General features: G+C 65.4%; 16 protein-coding genes. 9 read left to right on the top strand and 7 right to left on the bottom strand.

Annotated elements, in window-relative coordinates; translation table 11 throughout:
- The first annotated feature begins 60 nt into the window (after nucleotides 1-60).
- The 5 genes from NH396_RS10760 (at nucleotide 61) to cysZ (ending at nucleotide 6,841) form a co-directional block, all read left to right on the top strand.
- Entirely contained in the window at nucleotides 61-2,337 is a 2,277-nt protein-coding gene (locus NH396_RS10760; RefSeq protein ID WP_176678551.1) for an ABC transporter permease subunit, read from the top strand.
- The gene (gene pstA, locus NH396_RS10765) at nucleotides 2,334-4,130 is read left to right on the top strand and encodes a phosphate ABC transporter permease PstA (protein WP_253063552.1); all 1,797 of its coding nucleotides are present in this window, start codon (nucleotides 2,334-2,336) and stop codon (nucleotides 4,128-4,130) included. The genes NH396_RS10760 and pstA overlap by 4 nt, the downstream gene beginning before the upstream one ends.
- The gene (gene pstB, locus NH396_RS10770; RefSeq protein WP_253063561.1) at nucleotides 4,127-4,972 is read left to right on the top strand and encodes a phosphate ABC transporter ATP-binding protein PstB; all 846 of its coding nucleotides are present in this window, start codon (nucleotides 4,127-4,129) and stop codon (nucleotides 4,970-4,972) included. The genes pstA and pstB overlap by 4 nt, the downstream gene beginning before the upstream one ends.
- Before the next feature lie 219 nt (nucleotides 4,973-5,191).
- The gene (gene phoU, locus NH396_RS10775; protein ID WP_176678548.1) at nucleotides 5,192-5,917 is read left to right on the top strand and encodes a phosphate signaling complex protein PhoU; all 726 of its coding nucleotides are present in this window, start codon (nucleotides 5,192-5,194) and stop codon (nucleotides 5,915-5,917) included.
- 195 nt (nucleotides 5,918-6,112) lie between these two features.
- Nucleotides 6,113-6,841, top strand: coding sequence for a sulfate transporter CysZ (gene cysZ / locus NH396_RS10780; protein ID WP_176678547.1), 729 nt, complete (start codon nucleotides 6,113-6,115; stop codon nucleotides 6,839-6,841).
- Between the two features lie 186 nt (nucleotides 6,842-7,027).
- Here cysZ and phoR read toward each other — a convergent pair whose 3' ends face one another.
- The 4 genes from phoR to NH396_RS10800 all read right to left on the bottom strand — a co-directional run bounded on the left by phoR (nucleotide 7,028) and on the right by NH396_RS10800 (nucleotide 10,786).
- Nucleotides 7,028-8,350, bottom strand: coding sequence for a phosphate regulon sensor histidine kinase PhoR (phoR, locus tag NH396_RS10785; protein WP_176678546.1), 1,323 nt, complete (start codon nucleotides 8,348-8,350; stop codon nucleotides 7,028-7,030).
- Between the two features lie 7 nt (nucleotides 8,351-8,357).
- Nucleotides 8,358-9,047 (bottom strand): phosphate regulon transcriptional regulator PhoB, encoded by a 690-nt coding sequence (gene phoB / locus NH396_RS10790; protein WP_043331741.1) that lies wholly within the window; start codon nucleotides 9,045-9,047, stop codon nucleotides 8,358-8,360.
- 223 nt (nucleotides 9,048-9,270) lie between these two features.
- Nucleotides 9,271-10,161, bottom strand: a complete 891-nt coding sequence (gene ubiA, locus NH396_RS10795) for a 4-hydroxybenzoate octaprenyltransferase (RefSeq protein WP_176678545.1) — start codon at nucleotides 10,159-10,161, stop codon at nucleotides 9,271-9,273.
- A gap of 67 nt (nucleotides 10,162-10,228) precedes the next feature.
- Nucleotides 10,229-10,786, bottom strand: coding sequence for a chorismate lyase (locus tag NH396_RS10800; protein WP_366071722.1), 558 nt, complete (start codon nucleotides 10,784-10,786; stop codon nucleotides 10,229-10,231).
- A gap of 339 nt (nucleotides 10,787-11,125) precedes the next feature.
- On the opposite strand from NH396_RS10800, the gene NH396_RS10805 reads away from it, so the two are divergent.
- The 3 genes from NH396_RS10805 to NH396_RS10815 all read left to right on the top strand — a co-directional run bounded on the left by NH396_RS10805 (nucleotide 11,126) and on the right by NH396_RS10815 (nucleotide 13,382).
- Entirely contained in the window at nucleotides 11,126-12,325 is a 1,200-nt protein-coding gene (locus NH396_RS10805) for an FAD-dependent oxidoreductase (RefSeq protein WP_176678543.1), read from the top strand.
- 250 nt (nucleotides 12,326-12,575) lie between these two features.
- Nucleotides 12,576-12,851 carry an HU family DNA-binding protein gene (locus NH396_RS10810; RefSeq protein ID WP_024952843.1) on the top strand — a complete coding sequence of 92 codons (276 nt, stop codon included), beginning with the start codon at nucleotides 12,576-12,578 and terminating at the stop codon, nucleotides 12,849-12,851.
- A 174-nt stretch (nucleotides 12,852-13,025) separates the two neighbouring features.
- A complete protein-coding gene (locus tag NH396_RS10815; protein ID WP_176678542.1) occupies nucleotides 13,026-13,382 on the top strand; it encodes a hypothetical protein in 357 nt (118 codons plus the stop codon).
- A gap of 142 nt (nucleotides 13,383-13,524) precedes the next feature.
- Here NH396_RS10815 and NH396_RS10820 read toward each other — a convergent pair whose 3' ends face one another.
- The gene (locus NH396_RS10820; protein ID WP_176678541.1) at nucleotides 13,525-13,944 is read right to left on the bottom strand and encodes a DUF2780 domain-containing protein; all 420 of its coding nucleotides are present in this window, start codon (nucleotides 13,942-13,944) and stop codon (nucleotides 13,525-13,527) included.
- 190 nt (nucleotides 13,945-14,134) lie between these two features.
- Between NH396_RS10820 and yccS the strand changes: the two genes are divergently transcribed.
- On the top strand, nucleotides 14,135-16,387 hold the full coding sequence (gene yccS, locus NH396_RS10825) for a YccS family putative transporter (protein WP_043331749.1): 2,253 nt from the start codon (nucleotides 14,135-14,137) through the stop codon (nucleotides 16,385-16,387).
- 32 nt (nucleotides 16,388-16,419) lie between these two features.
- Here the strand turns inward: yccS and recG are convergent, their stop codons facing one another.
- On the bottom strand, nucleotides 16,420-18,561 hold the full coding sequence (gene recG, locus NH396_RS10830) for an ATP-dependent DNA helicase RecG (protein WP_176678540.1): 2,142 nt from the start codon (nucleotides 18,559-18,561) through the stop codon (nucleotides 16,420-16,422).
- Nucleotides 18,558-19,523 (bottom strand): hydrogen peroxide-inducible genes activator, encoded by a 966-nt coding sequence (locus tag NH396_RS10835; RefSeq protein ID WP_253063573.1) that lies wholly within the window; start codon nucleotides 19,521-19,523, stop codon nucleotides 18,558-18,560. The genes recG and NH396_RS10835 overlap by 4 nt, the downstream gene beginning before the upstream one ends.
- Nucleotides 19,524-19,544 lie beyond the last annotated feature (21 nt).

A 19,544-nucleotide genomic window follows, 5' to 3' on the forward strand; every position in this document is an offset into this window, starting at 1 on the left:
CGCTTCATGCGTCTGCGGAGTCGACACTCCAGTGCGCGAATCCTTTCGTGGTGATATTTCATGTCGGCAGTTGATGCCTCCCGAATGCAGCGTCGTCGTCTGCGGCATGACCGTCTTGCCAGTCTGTGGCTGACAGCGGCCGGGCTGGGCGTGATGGTCATCGTCGTCGTGATGCTGGCCTATCTGGTCAGCGTGTCATGGCCGCTGCTCAAGTCCGCCAGCGTCACGTCGCTTCCTCAGCAGGCGCTCGAACAGCAAGTGAGCGACCAGCAGATGCCTGCCGCTCAGACCGAACCTGACTGGCTGTCCGATCCTGACGGGCTGAGCGCCTTGCCTGACATGCCGCTTGCCGCGCGTGACGGGCTGCCTCCCGTGCTGGCCAGTGATGATTCGACGGCGGACTTGCGCACCTCGCCGCTGTCGGGTGTCTGGCTCGCGGATGATCGTCTGCAGGTGGTACAGCAGTCCGCCGCTGGCGTGCGCCTGCGCGGCAGTGCCATCGAGGTTCCCGCAGGGCTTGAGCGCCGTCAGGCAAGCCTGATGCTCAGCCGTGACCAGCTGTGGCTGCGCATTCCGTACGAGGAGGGCGATGGTCTGTGGTTGGCGCGTCTGGCCTTGTCATCTCCACACGCCTCCGCAGGCGCGCTGGAGGATGATGCAGCAAGCCAGACTCCGCTCTCCGAGTGGCAGCAGCAGTGGTTGCCGGGCCCGGCCAGGCTGTCTTCGCAGCAGGGGCGTCTGCTGGTCACCGCTGACCGCGATGGCTTCACCCAGTGGCAACTGAGCGAGGCCTCCACCGGGACCAAGCCGCTGGCGCGCAAGTTGGCACATCACGCTATGGCCTCTTCTGCCTCCGCGTCATCGCCGGCGATCACCGCGCTCAGCGTCCTGCGTGGCGGTAGAAGCCTGATCGTCGGGGACGCGGCAGGTGGCCTGACCCATTACCTGTTGCCGGCGCACGCGCAGCCGCTGGTCAAGGCCGGCGTCTTTGACAGTGGCCTGTCGGCGCCGGTGGTGACGATGGCGGCTGCCCATCACAGCCTCGGCTTTGCCGCGCTGGACGCCAACGGCCGCCTTGGCCTCTATCTGGCCACCAGCGAGCGTCGCCGTCAGGTGCTGGACTGGCTGGATGCCACCCGGGTCGCGGCAGGCGTAGCGCTGGAATTCGACAATGATGACCGCCGCTTGCTGGCGTCGGCGTCCCGGGAGGCAAGGCTGCCTGGCCAGCTCGCTCAGGACGCGCCGCTGGGGGCGCTGGGCAAGGCCTATGCCGGGCTTGCGATACACGACCCGCATCAGGCCGTCGGGCTCGACGCCATCTTCGGCAAGGTCTGGTACGAGGGGCGCGCTGCGCCGGAGTGGATCTGGCAGCTGGAGAGCACCGGCACCCACGAACCCCGTCTGTCGCTGGTGCCCATCATGTGGGGCACGCTCAAGGCGGCGCTGGTCGGGCTGCTGTTTGCCGTGCCGTTGGGGCTCGGCTGTGCCATCCATGTCGCCTGCTTCATGGCGCCGCGTCAGCGTTCCCGCATCAAGCCGCTGCTGGAGATGATGGAGGCACTGCCGACCGTGGTGATCGGCTTCATCGCCGCCCTGGTGGTCGCGCCCTTCGTCGAGCGTGAGCTGATGGCGGTGTTGCTGGGGCTGGTCCTGATTCCGCTGGGCACCATGGTGGCCGGCTTCCTGTGGACCCTGTCGCCGCGCGCATGGCGCAATCTGCTGCCGGAAAACATGGCGGCCTTCGGGCTGTTGCCGCTGCTGTTCGTGCTGCTGTGGCTGGATGTGACCATCGCCGGCCAGGTCGAGCAGTGGTGGTTCGACGGCGACCTCCGCCAGTGGCTGTTCAGCCACTACGGCATCGATTACGCCCAGCGCAACACCCTGGTGACTGGCATGGCACTGGGGCTGGCGGTGATGCCGACCCTGTTCACGCTCAGCGAGGACGCCCTCTCGTCGGTGCCGCGCGGTCTGGCCGCAGGCTCCGCGGCGCTGGGCGCAACGCCATGGCAGAGCCTGCGTCGCGTCATCCTGCCTGCCGCCGCCGTCGGCCTGTTCTCGGCGATGATGATCGGCATGGGGCGCGCCGTCGGTGAGACGATGATCGTGCTGATGGTGGCCGGCAATACGCCGCTGGTGGATGCCAGCCTGTTCGAGGGCCTGCGCTCACTGGCCGCGACCCTGGCCATCGAGCTGCCAGAGGCCGAGGTCGGCAGCAGCCACTACCGCTTGCTGTTCCTCGCTGCCCTGGCATTGTTCGTCTTCACCTTCGTGGTCAATACGCTGGCGGAAGTGCTGCGACAGCGCTTCACGCCGCCCAATCAGGGGAGCTGGGGATGAGTCGCCCTGACACCAATCGTGCCAGCTCCTCCTTGCTGCGCCCGCGCGAGCCGCTGGTCGGGCGCCTGCAGCGCTACTGGCGTGACGGCGGCCCGTGGGGCTGGCTGAACGCCATGGCTGTCAGTGTCTCGCTGGTGCTGGTGCTGGGCCTGCTCAGCCTGCTGGTGGTGGGCTCCTTCAGTCACTTCTGGCCCTCCCGGCTGGTCGAGGTGGAGCTGACGGCGCAGCCGGGCCAGAGTCCCACGGCCCTGACCACCACGCGCGGAGAGCCGGCGGCCGACAATCGCCATCTGCTCGGCGAGCTGATGCACGAGGAGATGCGCCGTGTCGCCTCGGGCGAGGGGGACGACGCTCGCCAGCAATGGTGGTTGCTGCAGACATCTTCGCGTGACGGGGCCGCGGCCAGCTGGCAGTGGCTGCCGGAGACGCTGCTCGACAGGATGACCTTCCCCCGCCAGGCGCTGATGCTGGAAATGCGTGACGGTCGCACTCTCTACGGCATGCCACGGGCGCTGAGTGACCCGATGACAGGGGAGATGGACCACACGCCTGACGTCGGCGACGGACCTGCCCGGCCCTTGTCCGAGGACGCCGAGCCACTGTTTGCCCGCCTGAAGATGATCGAGAGCGAGCGCCGCCAGTTGCAGGCACTGCGCCTGAATAGTGAAGCCTTGAGCAGTCGCTACCAGGCGCTGCAGCAGTCTCTGGCATCCCGGCGCAGCGCCACTGCTGACGGTGACGCAGCGCGGACTCAAGAGGACGCTGAGCTCGAGCAGGAGATGCAGGAGGAGTTGGAGGAGGTGCGCAGCGCCTTCATCGAGCGTGAAGGTCAGCTGAGTGCCCTGCGTGATGCCCTGGCGGGCGGACAGTTGCTGCTGGGCGGCAATGGCGGCTACGAAGGCCGCATCGCACTCGATGATATCCGCAATGCCTGGCAGCCCAATGCGATGGGCTTCAGCGGCCGGCTGATGATGACGTTCAAGCGTTTTCGTGACTTTGTGGCCGGCGCGCCCACCGAGGGCTTTGGCGGCCTCTGGCCCGCCATCTTCGGCACCGTGCTGATGGTGGTGCTGATGTCGATCATGGTGATGCCCTTCGGCGTGATGGCGGCGCTCTATCTGCACGAGGTGGCCCATCAGGGGCGCCTGACGCGCCTGACGCGCATCGCGCTGCGCAATCTGGCCGGGGTACCCTCCATCGTCTACGGCGTGTTCGGTCTCGGCTTCTTCGTCTATGGACTGGGCGCCGGAATCGATGAGCTGTTCTACTCCGAGCGACTGCCGACGCCGACCTTCGGGACCGGCGGCATTCTGTGGGCCTCGCTGACGCTGGCCCTGCTGACTTTGCCGGTGGTGATCGTCGCCACGGAAGAGGGGCTGGCGCGCGTGCCGCGTCGTCTGCGCGAAGGCGCGCTGGCGCTGGGAGCGACACGCCTGGAAACGCTCAAGCGCGTGGTGATTCCGGCCGCCTCGCCGGCGCTGATGACGGGGCTGATTCTGGCCGTGGCGCGTGCGGCGGGTGAAGTCGCGCCGCTGATGCTGGTCGGGGTGGTCAAGCTGGCCCCGGACCTGCCGCTGGATGACAGCTTCCCGTGGTTGCATCTGGACCGGAAATTCATGCATCTGGGGCATCAGGTCTATGATCTGGCCTTCCAGAGTAGCGACGCCTTCAGCAGTCGGCCACTGGTCTACGCGACCGCGCTGGTGCTGGTGGTCGTGATTCTATGCCTCAATCTGAGTGCCATTCGCCTGCGTCACATGCTGGCACAACGTTACAAGGGAGCCACCGAATGAGGCGTGACTCTGAACAGCCCAAGCCCCAGTTGTTTCTTCAGGAGACGCCTGCGCGGCCGGCTGAGGACATCTGCCTGGAAACCTGCCACCTGAGCCTCGATTATCAGGCACGTGTCGGCAAGGAGAACCAGACGCGCCGCGCACTGGAGGACGTCAGCCTGCAGATCGCACGCAAGCGCGTGACGGCCTTCATCGGCCCTTCCGGCTGCGGCAAGTCGAGCCTGTTGCGTACCTTCAATCGCATGACCGATCTCGATGAACAGTCACGTCTTTCCGGCAAGGTACTGCTGGAGGGCGAGGACATCCATGCGCGCGGCGTGGACGTGCCGATGCTTCGCCGCCGGATCGGCATGGTCTTCCAGACACCCAACCCCTTTCCGATGTCGGTCTACGAGAACGTGGCTTTCGGGCTGCGGCTGGTCGGTGAGAATGACAAGCGCCACCTCGATGACAAGGTCGAATCCTGTCTGCGCTCCGCGGCGCTGTGGGAAGAAGTGAAGGACCGCCTGCACGACAGCGCGCTGGGGCTCTCGGGTGGCCAGCAACAGCGGTTGGTGATCGCGCGGACGTTGGCGGTCGAGCCGGAGGTGCTGCTGCTGGATGAACCGGCCTCGGCGCTGGACCCCATCTCGACGCTCAAGATCGAGGAGCTGATCCGTTCGCTGCGCTCGCGCCTGACGCTGATCATCGTCACGCACAACATGCAGCAGGCCGCGCGGGTCTCGGACGACACCGCCTTCCTGCATGAGGGCCGCCTGGTGGAATTCGCCCCGACCGACCAGCTGTTCACCAACCCGCGGCGCCGCCAGACGGAAGACTACATCACGGGGCGTTTCGGTTAGCGCGCTCATGCGCGAACGTGCACCCAGGTAGCCTTTTGGCCCTGATATTGCTGATGATGGCGGCCAGATACCGCCTTTGCGCCCCGGGTGAAACATAACTGCAATCAAGTGTCGGCATGCTGAGGGGGAGCCCGCTGTGTCAGTCAGTAGTGGGCCATACTTGTCACGTCATTCATGTCACGCCCCCTGACTCGGTGGGCGACTTTCCGGGAGAGGGAAATGGATATCACCAGCGATTCGCACGGCAAGCATATCTCAGAGCAGTTCAATCACGAGCTGGATGCACTGAAGACACACCTGCTGGCCATGGGCGGACTGGTAGAGAAGCAGCTGCAGGATGCCGTCACGGCATTGCTGGAAGGCGACAGTGAAACCGCCACGCGGGTGCGCGACAACGACAAGGCTGTCAACGACATGCAGCTCAAGATCGATGACGAGTGCACCCGGGTGCTGGCCCGCCGTCAGCCGGCGGCCTCCGACCTGCGCCTGGTGCTGGCCGTCATCCGCGCCACCTCCGATCTCGAGCGTATCGGTGATGAATCGAGCAAGATCGCACGCAACGCCATCTCGCTGGTCGAGAACGGCCAGAGCCCGCGCGGCATGGTCGAGGTGCGTCACCTCAGTCAGCACGTGCGCAGCATGGTGCGTGACTCTCTGACGGCCTTCGCGCGCTTCGATACCGACCTTGCCCTCAAGGTGCTGCGTGAAGATGCCTCGGTGGATCTGGAATATCAAAGTGCCATGCGTTCGTTGATGACCTTCATGATGGAAGACGCGCGCCAGATCACGCCGGTGCTCAACGTGATGTGGATTCTGCGTGCGCTGGAGCGTATCGGTGACCACGCCGACAACCTGGCCGAGTACGTCATCTTCCTGGTCAAGGGCGTGGATGTGCGTCATACCGATACCCACGAGCTGAAGCCGCAGGACCTGGACAAGCAGTGAGCTGACGCGTTTCCCTGTCCCTGTGTCGCCTCTTTCGCCCCGCACCTGCCCACAGACAGGTGCGGGGCGATTGCGTCGTGGGCGCGCGAACGGTGTCAGGCGGCCGACAGCTGCGCCGCGCAGGCGGGAGTGCTAGGGTGTGGCTCCGGTCAGCCCGCTGGCTGGCCGGTTCTTTTGAGATGACGAGGACGTCGCATGATTGATGCCGTATCGGCGCTGGTCCGCGGGACCCGCATGGTCTATACCCCCGGGCTGCGCCGCTTCGTATTCGTACCGCTGGCGATCAACCTGGTGCTCTACAGCATCACGCTGTGGGTATTGTTCAACCAGTTCGGTGGCTGGATCGATTACTGGATGCTCAAGGTACCGGCGTGGCTGGACTGGCTCAGCTGGTTGATCTGGCCGCTGCTGGTGGTGAGTCTGTTGCTGGTGGTGTTCTTCTCCTTCAGCCTGGTGACCAACCTGATCGCCGCGCCCTTCTACGGCATTCTGGCCGAGAAGGTCGAGCATCGCCTGGATGGCACCCTGATCGATGATGACCGTGGGCTGGTGAAGATTGGTGTCGACTCGCTGGAGCGTGAAATGGCCAAGCTGGCCTATTTCATCCCGCGCATGATCGCGCTGTTCATCATCGGCTTCATCCCGGGCCTGAACCTGCTCTCGCCGCTGTTGTGGGGGCTGTTCTCGGCCTGGAGCATGTCGATCCAGTATCTCGACTACCCGATGGACAACCATCAGGTCAGCTTCGGTGACATGAAGCAGCGCCTCAAGGCGCGCTGGTGGCCCTCACTGACCTTCGGCGCCGCGGTGTTCGTCATGACGCTGGTGCCGCTGGCCAATCTGCTGTTCATCCCGGGCGCTGTCGCCGGGGCGGTACTGATGTGGCAGAGCCACTACCGTCAGTTGCCGGCGCCGCGTCGTTAAGACAGCCTGTCGCAGAGGTGGCTTGTTGCTGAACTGGCTTGCCGCTGTACTGGCTTGTCATTGAGATAGCCGCAGCGTCGTCTGGCGGAGCAAAAGAAACGCCCCGCAGTCGCCTCCTTTCGAGGTGGCTGCGGGGCGTTCCGCGTTGGGCTGGCCTCCGACTCAGCTCATCACTGAATCAGCACATCACTGGGCTAGCGCACTGCTGGCCTGGGGAGCGCTCGCCTGACAGGCGCGCTCGTCGGGGAAGTGACAGCGGAAGCGCGCACCCTCGCCGGGGTGGCTGTCGATCTCCAGATGGCCCTGATGGCGAATCAGCACATGCTTGACGATGGCAAGCCCCAGACCGGTGCCTCCCGTGGCGGTGCTGCGGCCCTTGTCGATGCGGTAGAAACGCTCGGTCAGGCGCGGCAGGTGGACCGGGTCGATGCCGTCCCCGTCATCTTCCACCTCGACCAGCAGGCCCTGTTCATCCGCCTTCCAGCGCAGGGTGATATGGCAGTCTTCGGGAGTGTAGCGCACTGCATTGAAGACCAGATTCGAGATCGCGCTGCGCAGTTCCTGCTCCTCACCGCGCAGAGACAGGCTGGCATCGGCCTCGATGGAGAAGGTGTGACGTCCCTGGGACAGGCCTTCGGCGTCGTCGCGGATATGGCCGAGCAGGGCACCCATGTCGATGCAGCGACCATTGTCGGACAACTCGTCGGTTTCCAGGCGTGACAGGGTCAGCAGGTCTTCGACCAAGTGCTGCATGCGGTCGGTCTGGCTCTTCATCTGGCCCAGCCCACGCTGCCAGCGCGGTGGCAGGTCATCGGCGTAATCGGAGTAGGTCTCGAGATAGCCGGCCAGCACCGTCAGCGGCGTGCGCAGCTCATGGGAGACATTGGCCACGAAGTCGCGGCGCATCTCTTCCAGGCGATAGAGGCGGGTGACGTCACGCAGCATGACCAGACGCTCGTTGTCACCGAACAGGGTGATGGATATCTGCAGCGTCAGGTTGTCAGACAGCGGCGACTGCAGCGTCAGCGGCTCGCGGTAGGCCAGCCGATTGAAGTAATCGATGAAGACGGGGTCACGCAGATAGTTGGTGATGTGCTGGCCGCGGTCGTGGCTGGCCTTGAGACCGACCAGCTGCTCGGCAGCGCTGTTCCACCATTCCATGTCACCGTGGTTGTCCAGCATCACCAGGCCGTCGCGCATGGCCTCGGAGGATTCCTGGATACGGTTGAGGATGCTGCGCAGTCGCTCCTGAGTCTGGCGCTGGCCCTTCTGATAGCGGTAGAGACGATCGAGCAGGTCTCCCCACACGCCATCGCCGGGTGGTGGCTCTTCATGGGGATTGGTGATCAGCCAGGTATAGAGGCTCTTCAAGTGCTTGAGATGGACGAACAGATACAGCGAAAGGCCCAGTGCCAGGCCCCAGCCCAGATGGCCCAGCAGGCCACCGATCAGGCCGAAGCCACCGGCAAGGTAGCCGAGGCGCCATAGCTCGTTGGTCCAATAGCGCATGAATCCCTCAGGCCTGGGCGCTGAAGCGGTAACCGGTGCCGCGGACGGTCTGGATCAGATGCTGATGGCCTGTGCCCAGCGCCTTGCGCAGGCGACGGATGTGCACGTCCACGGTGCGCTCCTCGACATAGACGTTGCCGCCCCATACCTGATCGAGCAGCTGGCTGCGCGTGTAGGCACGCTCCTGATGCGTCATGAAGAACTGCAGCAGGCGATATTCGGTCGGGCCGACATCCAGCGAGTTGCCGTGGGCGGTGACGCGGTGGCTGGCCGGGTCGAGCATCAGGCCCTCGACTTCTACCGCCTCCTCGACCCCCTTGGGAGTGGTGCGACGCAGTACGGCCTTGAGACGGGCGACCAGCTCGCGCGGCGAGAAGGGCTTGGTGATGTAGTCGTCGGCGCCGGCTTCCAGGCCTTGAATCTTGTTGTCTTCCTCGCCCTTGGCGGTCAACAGGATGATCGGCAGCTCCGAGGTGGTCTCGTCACGCTTGAGACGCCGCGCGAGCTCCAGGCCACTGGTGCCCGGCATCATCCAGTCCAGCAACAGCAGATCGGGCTTTTCATCGACGACGATGGCGTGGGCGTCCTGGGCATTGTCTGCCTCCAGCACGCGGTAATCCGCCATTTCGAGGGCAACGGCGATCATCTCGCGAATCGAGGATTCATCGTCGACAATCAGTACGGTCTTGGAGCTCATCGCTAGATCCCATGCAGCAGTCGGCGCACGCGCCAGAATGACAAGTCGATGACGATTACAACCCGCTTATATGACAACGAGATGACAACTGCCAGCATGGCAGCTTGCACGCAAGCCTGCCAGCCGCCTTGGAGGCGCGGCAGGCAGGCATGAACCGTGGGCTGGGGCGCAACAGAGGGCAGGGATCGCTTTAAATTAAATAATGCGAATGTTTATGCAGGCGTCAGCTCATCGGCCAGGTCGCCAGGGCGATACCGGCGAAGATCAGCAGCCCCGTCCAATGATTGTTGAGGAACGCCTGGAAGCAGGGCGCACGCTCACGCTCACGGATCAGACGTTGCTGCCAGACGAAGGTGACGGCGGCGGCAGCCAGCCCCAGCCAGTAGAAGATGCCCAGCGCCAGGTGCAGTCCGATGCCGATCAATACCGCCAGCATGCCCAGCTGCAGAAGGCCGATCATCAGCTTGTCGGCCCGCCCGAACAGCACGGCGGTGGACTTGATGCCCACCTTGAGGTCGTCGTTGCGATCGACCATCGCATAGGCGGTGTCGTAGGCCACCGTCCACATCAGGTTGGCCGCGAACAGCCACCAGCCGTAGGTCGGCACTTCTTCCAGTGTCGCGGCGAAGGCCATCGGAATCGCCCAGCCGAAGGCGGCGCCCAGCACTACCTGAGGCAGATGATGGAAGCGCTTCATGAACGGGTAGCTGGCCGCCAGCAGCACGGCGACGATCGACAGCAGCACCGTGGTCAGGTTGGTGAAGCACACCAGCACGAAGGCGGCCGCGACCAGCCCCCCGAACAGCGTCAGTGCCTCGCGCTCCGAGATACGGCCCGAAGTCAGCGGCCGGTCTCGCGTACGCTCGACATGCTTGTCCCAATGGCGATCGGCGTAGTCGTTGATGACGCAGCCGGCGGCGCGCATCAGGTAGACCCCGGCGATGAAGATCAGCAGGGTCGTGCGCTCGGGGATGCCATCTGCCGCCAGCCACAGTGCCCACAGGGTCGGCCACATCAGTAGCCAGGTGCCGATGGGGCGGTCCAGCCGTGTCAGGGCGAGGTAGTCGGCCAGTCTGGAAGGACGCGAAGCGGCGGAAGTGGATGACGCGGTCATCGGGGCTCCTGGGCGGGTGGTAGTGGGCAAGGGAAGAGAGGGAAACGAGGCTAGTCGGCCGCACGGCTCAGGCCAGTTGCAGCGCGTGCTGGAAGGCTGGCGTGAAGCCCTCCTGCACCAGCACCTTGAAGCGACCATGCGAGAACATCGAGCGGCGCATCCACAGGCTGGTGGTGCGGGCCAGCGGCCTGGAGCTTGAAAGCACCAGCGGGGCGCGGCTGACATCGATGGCGCTGCGTATCAGGTCGGGCTGGCGAAACAGCCAATGGCCCAGCGAGCGCTCGCCCAGCGTCGAGAGGCGATGACCGTGGGCCAGGTCCAGCGCCGCCAGAGAGCGTGCGATCACCCATGGCGTATCGCCATGACAGAGCGCCACTTCGCGTCGCCAGACATGCCGGCGTGGGCCGATGCCCAGCAGGCGTGCCTCATCCAGCCGTGCGGGGCCGGTGTCCTGCAGCAGCAGGCGCACGCGCAGGCCCTGGATTGGCTGGCCATCGCGTTCATCCTGCTGCTGCATGGCGCCGGCAAGACGCTGGGTCAGCGAGTCCGTCGAGGAGAGCCACGCCCACCAGCCGGCCGGCATGACACCCTGCAGCGCGGCAGCCGGCTGCCAATGACGGCGCACCGCCGCCGAAGCAGCGGGTGCGGCGCGCGTGGGCGAAGGCCAGCGAGGCGCAGGCTGGTACGGGTTCTCGGCTGACGAATGAGGCGCCTCACAGGTGGAGGTCTGTGGCGTGAGCGCTGCGCGGTGAGGCTCGCCTGCTGGGCATCGGACCACGGTGAATTCCCTGTCAGGATGACGAAATGGCGAGTCTAGCATGGCCGGGCGGCAAGGCCTCCCGCTCAGGCATGCCTGCACTGCTGACGGGCTGGTATGCTGGGCGCATTCATCGGCGTTCATGACGGACGCTGCTGGCGCTCCTTCATCAGCGCTTCCCTCGGATCGATCTCAGGAGATGGTGCCATGCGCGACCCTCGCACCCTTGTCATCATTGGTACCGGCATGGCGGGCATTGGTCTGGCGCGCGCGCTGCGTGCGCGTGACAAGGACAGCCGGCTGATCCTCATCAGCCAGGACAGCGGCCACGATTACGCCAAGCCGATGCTGTCCACCGCCTTCGCCAAGAAGATGTCGGCCACCGACCTGTCGCGTCAGGCGCCGGTGGCGCTGGCAGACGAGCTGAATGCCGAGCTGCGTACCCATCAACGCGTCACTGCCATCGACGGTGATGCCCGCCGGCTCTGGCTGGGCGAGGAGTGTTTGGCCTATGACGAGCTGGTGCTGGCACTCGGCGCGGCGCCGCGTCGCCCCTTCCCCGTCGCCGCGGAAGTGGCCTCACGCGTGCAGAGCATCAATGACCTCGACGACTATGCGGCCTTCTGCGCGACGCTGGCGAAGGCCCGCGAGCGCGGAGAAGACGGGCATGTGGTGATTGTCGGTGCCGGATTGGTCGGCTGTGAATACGCCAATGATCTGACGGCCGCCGGCCACTGCGTCACCTTGGTCGCGCCGGAGGAAACTCCGCTGGATGGATTGCTGCCGCAAGCACTGGGGCAGCGTCTGGGCGCGGCGCTGGATGGGCTCGGTGTGACGCGTCGCCAGGGCGAGATGGTCGAGACCATCGCCGCCAGCTCAGGCGAGGAGGCCGAGCGCCAGGCCGCGCCGGTCGAGGTGCGCCTGCAGAGCGGTCGTCGCCTGACGGGCTCCGTGGTTCTGCTGGCGACCGGCCTGGCGCCGCGCATTCGTCTGGCGCAGGCCGCGGGTCTGAGTGCCGGCGGCGATGGCATCCGTGTCGACCGCCACCTGGCCACCTCACAGCCGCATATCTGGGCGCTTGGCGATTGCGCCAGTGTCGAGGGCGTCAATGCCATGTATGTCCAGCCGCTGCAGATGGCCGCGCGCACCCTGGCGGCCAACCTGTGTGGCGAGCCGAGCGTGCTCGACTGGAAGGCGTGGCCGGTGCTGGTCAAGACACCGGCCTTGCCGGTGGTGGCCTATCCGCCGCGTTCGGCCGTGGCGCGCTGGCAAATCACCGGTGAAGGCGATGATCTCGAAGCGCGTGCACTGGATATGAACGAACGCTTGATTGGATATGCGTTGACAGGCGCCGCCGTTCGCAGGAAAGTCGAGCTAGCGCGGCAGGCGCCGCCGTTGCTAGGCTAGGCGATGCCATGATCGATGGTCGTAAATCCCTTGCTGCCAGCGCGGTCAGGCACGATAGTGAATGCTCCGTCAGACATGCTGCCCGGCGGGCGTGGTCTGACAGATTGCTGCCATCGACAGGTTTGATACGGCTAAGCTTGCCGGAAGCGGATTGCGTCGCCGCCATACGCCACCGTTAGCAAGTGCAAGAACAACAATGGAAACGGCGGCTTGGCCGCCCGTGCAGAATGCCAAATCAGGAGGGCTTTTCATGCGCAAGCCAGAACTCGCTGCGGCCATCGCCGAGCGTGCGGATCTATCCAAGGACAAGGCCAGTCAGGTACTGAACGTGATTCTCGACGAGATCACTCATACCGTGGCCAAAGGCAATGACGTCTCACTGATCGGTTTCGGGTCATTCACCGTGCGCCAGCGTGCGGCGCGTACCGGCAAGAACCCCCAGACAGGCAAGCCGCTGACCATCCCGGCCAGCAAGACCGTTGCCTTCAAACCCGGCAAGTCGTTGAAGGACGCCGTGACCAAGTAATCCCGTTTCGTGCTTCAGCGCACGATTCCGGGTAGCTGTCGTCATGGCCTTCAATCGTCGTCATCCAAGGCCATGTCGGCTGTCGTGCTGATGCCACCGGTTCCGCCCTGCGGGGCCGGTGGCATTTTCATATGGCCTGCGTGAACGCCGCTTCGCGATTCAAGGACTGACACCATGAAGCTCAAGATATTGCTGTGGGTGCTGGGGCTGCTGCTCAAGCGCGCCTTCAAGCGCGACCCCGAATTTCGTGCCGAGCTGGAAAAGCGCCCGCTGGACTGGGGAGTCGCGACCGAAGACATGCGCATCGCGCGCCACTACCGCATGTCTCGCGCAGGGGTCACCAGCGACAATGGCCTGCCGGTGGATACCGAGCTTGAACTGCGCTTCGCCGATGCCGACAGTGCGGTGGCCTTCCTGCTCAAGCCTTCGCCGCGCGCCTTTCTGCAAGGCCTGATGGACCAGCGCGTACGCCTGGTCGGCGATTCGGCCCAGCTCAACCGTCTGCAGTCATTGCTCAAGCGCATTCGCTGAATAACCCGGCAGTCCCGCCGTTGCCGACCTTGTTGCCGCTCTTGTTGCTGAGCATGGCAACAAGAACGCCCTGCTGATCCACTCAGCAGGGCGTTTCACACCTTCAGGCGCTCTCCGTCTCTCCGCCTCTCTCGGCTTTCCCTCAACCGAGCAACTGCTTGAGACCGGGAATGCCTTCAAGTACCTGGTCGACCACGCCATCGCCGGCTTCCTCGCGGGCATAGTTGAGCGTCTCGTCGGCCACGCCACGCGCCTGGTTCATGTCGAGGTCCAGCCCCATCAGCTTCTGGCCCAGTTCCAGCGCACCGCCACCGCTGCCGCCGGTGAAGGCGCTGACGGCGCCCATCAGGCCGCCCATGAGGCCACCGCCACCTGACTCGGCGGCTTCCTCGCTTGCGCTGCCGATCAGGCCTTCGGCCCCCGGAATGGCGCCCAGCAGTGAGGCGGCCGGGCCATCCGGCCCCTGCTCACGCACGAACTTGAGAACCATGCCGACCGCCTGCTCGGCGATTTCCGGTGACAGCCCGAGGGAGCCAGTGACGCGTTCGATAAGAGGATGCATCGGTATTCTCCATGAAAGCCAATGAGGTCAGGAGTCTTCAGAGTGGCACGTCGCGGCGATTCGACATTCGACGCGCCCGCCAACGCTTGCATGCACCATGGCTCTCGGACACGGCAGAACGGGGTGTTATGCTAGCGATATAAATCTAAAGTCTAATGCGCTGCACGGCGCCCTGGTCACGGAACACTTCATGACACGCTCTCTCCTGGACTCCCTCATGCACTCCCTGCGTCGTCTGTGGACGCTGGATGCCTTCAGCTATTCGCTGCGCATGTTGATCGCGCTGGGTGGCGTGATGGCGGTGGGGTTCTGGCTTGACGAGATGGCAGTGGTGATTCCGCTGTTTCTGGGCGTGATCGCCTCGGGGCTGGCAGAAACCGATGATCACTGGCGCGGCCGACTGCGCGCGCTGGGCATGACGCTGGCCTGCTTCAGCATCGCTGCCGTCTCGGTGGAGCTGTTGTTCGGCATGCCGCTGCCCTTCGTGATCGGGCTGGCGCTGGCCACCTTCGCGATGCCGATGCTGGGCGCCATCGATGCCCGCTACGGCGCCATCGCGCGCGCCTCGTTGATTCTGGCCGTCTACACCATGATCAGCCTCGAGCAGCAGCATGGAGATGGGCAGATCGCGGTGCTGGAGCGCAGCCTGCCCGAATGGCTGCGGGAGCCGGGGCTGGGCATCAATCTGGTCCAGCCGTTGCTGCTGGTGGTGGGGGCGTCCTGGTATGGCCTGCTCTCGGTCGTGTGGTGTGCGCTGTTCTCGCGCCAGCCGCTCAAGCACAGCATGGCGACGCTCTACCGTGAGCTGGGGCGCTACCTGATTCTCAAGGCGCAGCTGTTCGAGCCGCTGCGCAATGTCGACCAGTCTGCCCGCCGTCTGGCGCTGGCCGAGCAGAACGGCCGCGTGGTGGTGGCGCTCAACCAGACCAAGGAGATGGTCTTTCGGCGCCTCGCCGGACGGCGCGATACCACCAAGCTCGACCGCTACCTGCGCCTCTACTTCATCGCCCAGGACCTCCACGAGCGCGCCAGCTCCAGCCATTATCCCTACGGCCAGCTCACCGACGCCTTCTTCCATCACGACATCCTGTTTCGCTGTCAGCGCCTGCTGGAGCAGCAGGGGCGCGCCTGTCGCGGGCTCGGCAAGGCGCTGTTGATGCGCCAGCCCTTCGATGCCAGTGACAGCCAGCAGGCGCTGGAAGACCTCAACGCCTCGCTCGTCTATCTCAAGCAACAGCAGCGGCCCGAGTGGCATCATCTGATGCAGGCGCTGGAAGCTCTCGCCAGCAACCTGCGCCTGATCGAAGGCCAGATCGCGCGCCTGAATGATCTCGAAGCCGTCAGCAATGAAAGCGACAACAGCCTGCTGGACCGCTCGCCCCACGGCACGCGCGACATGTTCGAGCGTATCCGCAGCCACCTGACGCCGCGTTCGCCGATCTTTCGCCATGCGCTGCGCCTGACCGCGACGCTGGTGGCCGGCTATGGCGTGCTGCTGGCGGTACACCCGACCCAGGGTTACTGGATTCTGCTGACCGGGCTGTTCGTGTGCCGTCCCAGCTACGGCGATACGCGCCGCACGCTGGCGCAGCGGATTCTGGGCACGCTGATCGGTCTGGTCGCCGGCTGGGCGCTGATCAGCCTCTTCCCGGCGCCCACGATCCAGGCCGGTATCGCTGTGGTGGCGGGGGTGCTGTTCTTCGCCACCCGTGGCTCGCGCTACACCCTGGCCACCGCCGCCATCACGCTGATGGTGCTGGCGTGCTTCAACCAGGTCGGCGATGGTTTCGATCTCATCTGGCCGCGCCTGTTCGATACGCTGGTCGGTGGCCTGCTGGCCGGGCTGTCGGTGGTGTTGATCCTGCCGGACTGGCAGGGCCGCAAGCTCTACCGACAGGCCGGCGTCAGCCTCAAGACCAGCGGCCGCTATCTGGGCGAGGTGCTGTCCCAGTACCGTCACGGCAAGCGCGATGATCTGGCCTACCGTCTGGCACGCCGCAATGCCCATAACGCCGATGCGGCCTTCTCCAATCTGCTGGCCACGGCCCGCAAGGAGCCCGGCCACTTCCGGCGCGATGTCGAGCCGGGCTTCGGCTTCCTGCTCCACGCGCACACCGTGCTCGGCTATCTCTCGGCATTGGCAGCGCATCGTGGCGAACTGGAATCGACCGCCTCGGCCAGCAGCGGCATCGAGACGCTGCTGCGCCATGGCGAGCGCCTGAGTCAGCAGCTGACGGCGTTGGGGGAGCAATTGGAGGCGGGCGGCGAGATCGCCGTCACGCTGGACAGCGAAGACGAGATAGCGGCGCTGGAAGCCGAGGTCGAGCAGGTCGAATCCACCACCGGACGCCTGGCGCTGTCGCAGCTGATTCTGGTGCTGCGGCTGTTGCAGCCGCTGGAAAGCGCCGGCACTCAGTTGATCAAGGCCAGCCGCGCCAGCTGAGTCGCTGACGCGTGGCGGGAGGGAGATGGCGCTCAGACGGCGCCGTATTGCCCGGCCGCCTCGCCCAGCCAGCGGCGAATCAAGGGCTCCGCGGCCTGCGGGGCCTCGCTGAGGATGGCATCGGCCAGGGTCGTGGTCGGAGCGATCAGGTCACTGTCACGCTCTAGATCGGCGATCTTCATTCCCGCCAGCCCCGTCTGGCGCGTGCCCAGCACTTCGCCGGGTCCGCGTAATTCCAGGTCCTTCTCGGCGATCTTGAAGCCATCCGTGGTCTCGCGCATCACTGCCAGGCGCTGCTTGGAGTGCTGCGACAGCGGCGGATGATAGAGCAGCACACAGAAGCTCTCGGTGCTGCCACGCCCGACTCGGCCACGCAGCTGGTGCAGCTGCGACAGGCCGAGACGCTCGGGATTGTCGATCACCATCAGGCTGGCATTCGGCACATCGACCCCGACTTCGATCACCGTGGTCGCCACCAGCAGGTCATGCTCGCCATCCTTGAACGCCGCCATCACCTCGGCCTTCTCGGCCGCCTTCATGCGGCCATGGACCAGGCCGATGGACAGCTCCGGCAGCGCCTCGGTCAGCTCGTCACGCGTCACCTCGGCGGCCTGACAGGTCATCACCTCGGATTCCTCGATCAGTGTACACACCCAATAGGCCTGACGGCCCTCGAAGCAGGCGGCGCGGATGCGCTCGACCACCTCGGGACGCCGCGGGTCGGCCACCGCGACGGTCTGCACCGGGGTGCGCCCCGGCGGCAGCTCATCGATCACCGACAGGTCGAGGTCGGCGTAGGCGCTCATCGCCAGGGTGCGCGGAATCGGCGTCGCGGTCATGATCAGCTGGTGCGGTGTCAGACCACCGGCTTCCCCCTTTGCCCGCAACGCGAGGCGCTGATGCACGCCGAAGCGGTGCTGCTCATCGACGATCGCCAGCCCCAGGCGCTGGAAGGTCACATCGGCCTGAAACAGCGCATGCGTGCCGACCACCATGCGCGCCCGGCCATCGGCGATGGCGGCCTTGGCATCCAGCCGCGCCTTGCCCTTGAGCTTGCCGGCCAGCCACGCCACCTCGATGCCCAATGGCTCCAGCCATTCGCGAAAGTTGCGGTAGTGCTGCTCGGCGAGGATCTCGGTGGGTGCCATCAAGGCCGCCTGACAGCCGCCGCCGATGGCGATCAGCGCCGCCATGGCTGCCACCACCGTCTTGCCCGAGCCCACGTCGCCCTGTACCAGGCGCAGCATCGGGACCTCGCGCACGAGATCACGGCGCACGTCATCCAGCACGCGGCGCTGGGCACCGGTCAGCGAGAAGGGCAGCTGGGCCAGAAAGCGCGTGCTCAGGCCGCCACTGGCGCTCAGCGAGGGCGCGCCATCCTGCTGGATACGCGCGCGCACCTGACGCAGGCTCAGCTGGTGGGCGAGCAATTCTTCCTGGGCGAGGCGGCGCTGACTGGGGTGCACGCCGTCACTCATCTGGTCGACGGGGGCGTCCGGCGGCGGCTCGTGAAGAAAGCGCAGACACTCGATCACGCCGGGCAGGCGAAAGCGCGTGCGCAGCGCTTCGGGGATCAGGTCCGGCAGCTCGTGGGGCGTCTCCTCGAGCTGCTTGAGCGCCTGGGCGATCAGGGCGCGCAGGCGTGCCTGGTTGAGGCCTTCGGTGGCCGGATAGATGGGTGTGAGGTGGTCTTCCACCGGTGCGGCGCCCTGGCCAAGCAGGCGGTATTCCGGATGGTAGATCTCGAGACCGGTGGCTCCGGCGCGTGCCTCGCCGAAGCAGCGCACGCTATGGCCACGCTGGAATTGCTGCTGCTGGGCTGGGGAGAAGTGGAAGAAGCGCAGACTGAGAATGCCGCTGCCATCGCGCAGACGCACCAGCAGGCTGCGGCGGCGACCCTTGACGATGTCGCAGGCTGTCACCTCGCCTTCCACCACTGCCTCCATGCCACTCTTGAGCGTGCCGATGGGCGTGACGCGAGTGCGGTCCTGATAGCGCAGCGGTAGATGGAACAGCAGGTCTGCGACGCGTTCCAGCCCGAGGCGCGACAGCTTCTCGCTCAGCGCGGGGCCGACGCCGCTCAGGCTGTCCAGCGGTCGGGCCAGCGCGCCGGTGGCAAAGACACCAGCGCTGGCGGGCCCGGCAGATGAGGCGTCCGTGCCCGCCCTGCTCATGCCGGTTCGTGGCTCTGGGAAGCGGAGCCCTGCATGCCGTTCTCATTGCTCTGGCGGGCACGATTGGAGCACTCGGCGATCGCCTGGCTGATCACGTCGATGGCCTTGGGGCGCGGGAAGCTGGCACGCCATGCCAGCGCCACGCTGCGGCTTGGAGCCGGGTCCTTGAAGGGCCGCGTCTCGAGCACGCCGCTCTCGTAGTGACCGGTACCGGTGGCCGAGTAGGGCAGCACGGTGATGCCGAGGCCGGAGGCGACCATGTGGCGGATGGTTTCCAGCGAGCCGCCTTCGGCGATCAGTGTATTCTCGGGGTTGTTGATCTGATTGCCGATGGCCGGGCAGGCCTCGAGAATCTGATCACGGAAGCAGTGGCCCTCGCCGAGCATCAGCAGTCGCTCGTTGATCAGCTGCTCCTTGGCGATGCTGTCCTGCCCGAGCAGGGAGTGGCCGGCCGGCAGCAGGATTTCGAAGGGTTCCTCGTAGAGCGCCTTGGTCAGCACGTCGGTCTCGGTGAACGGCAGCGCGACGATGATCACGTCCAGCTCGCCATTGCGCAGCTTGCGCCGCAGGTCGCCGGTCATGCCTTCCTCGATGTAGAGCGGCATCTTCGGCGCACGCCGCGTCAGTTCCGGCACCAGGTGCGGGAAAAGGTAAGGGCCGATGGTATAGATGGCGCCGATGCGCAGGGGGCTTGAGAGCTGGTCCTTGCCGGAATTGGCCAGTTCCTTGATCACGCTGGACTGCTCCAGCACGCGCTGGGCCTGCTGAACGATCTTCTCGCCGAGCGGTGTGACCTGTACGGTGGACTTGGAACGCTCGAACAGTGCGACTCCCAGCTCTTCCTCAAGCTTCTTGACGGCCACCGACAGGGTGGGCTGCGAGACGAAGCAGCGCTCTGCGGCGCGTCCGAAATGACGCTCCTGGGCCAAGGTTACGATATAGCGGAGTTCTGTTAGAGTCATGATTCCTGCCCGGAACTGGCA

This window comes from Cobetia sp. Dlab-2-AX (genome assembly GCF_024124625.1).
Lineage (GTDB): Bacteria > Pseudomonadota > Gammaproteobacteria > Pseudomonadales > Halomonadaceae > Cobetia.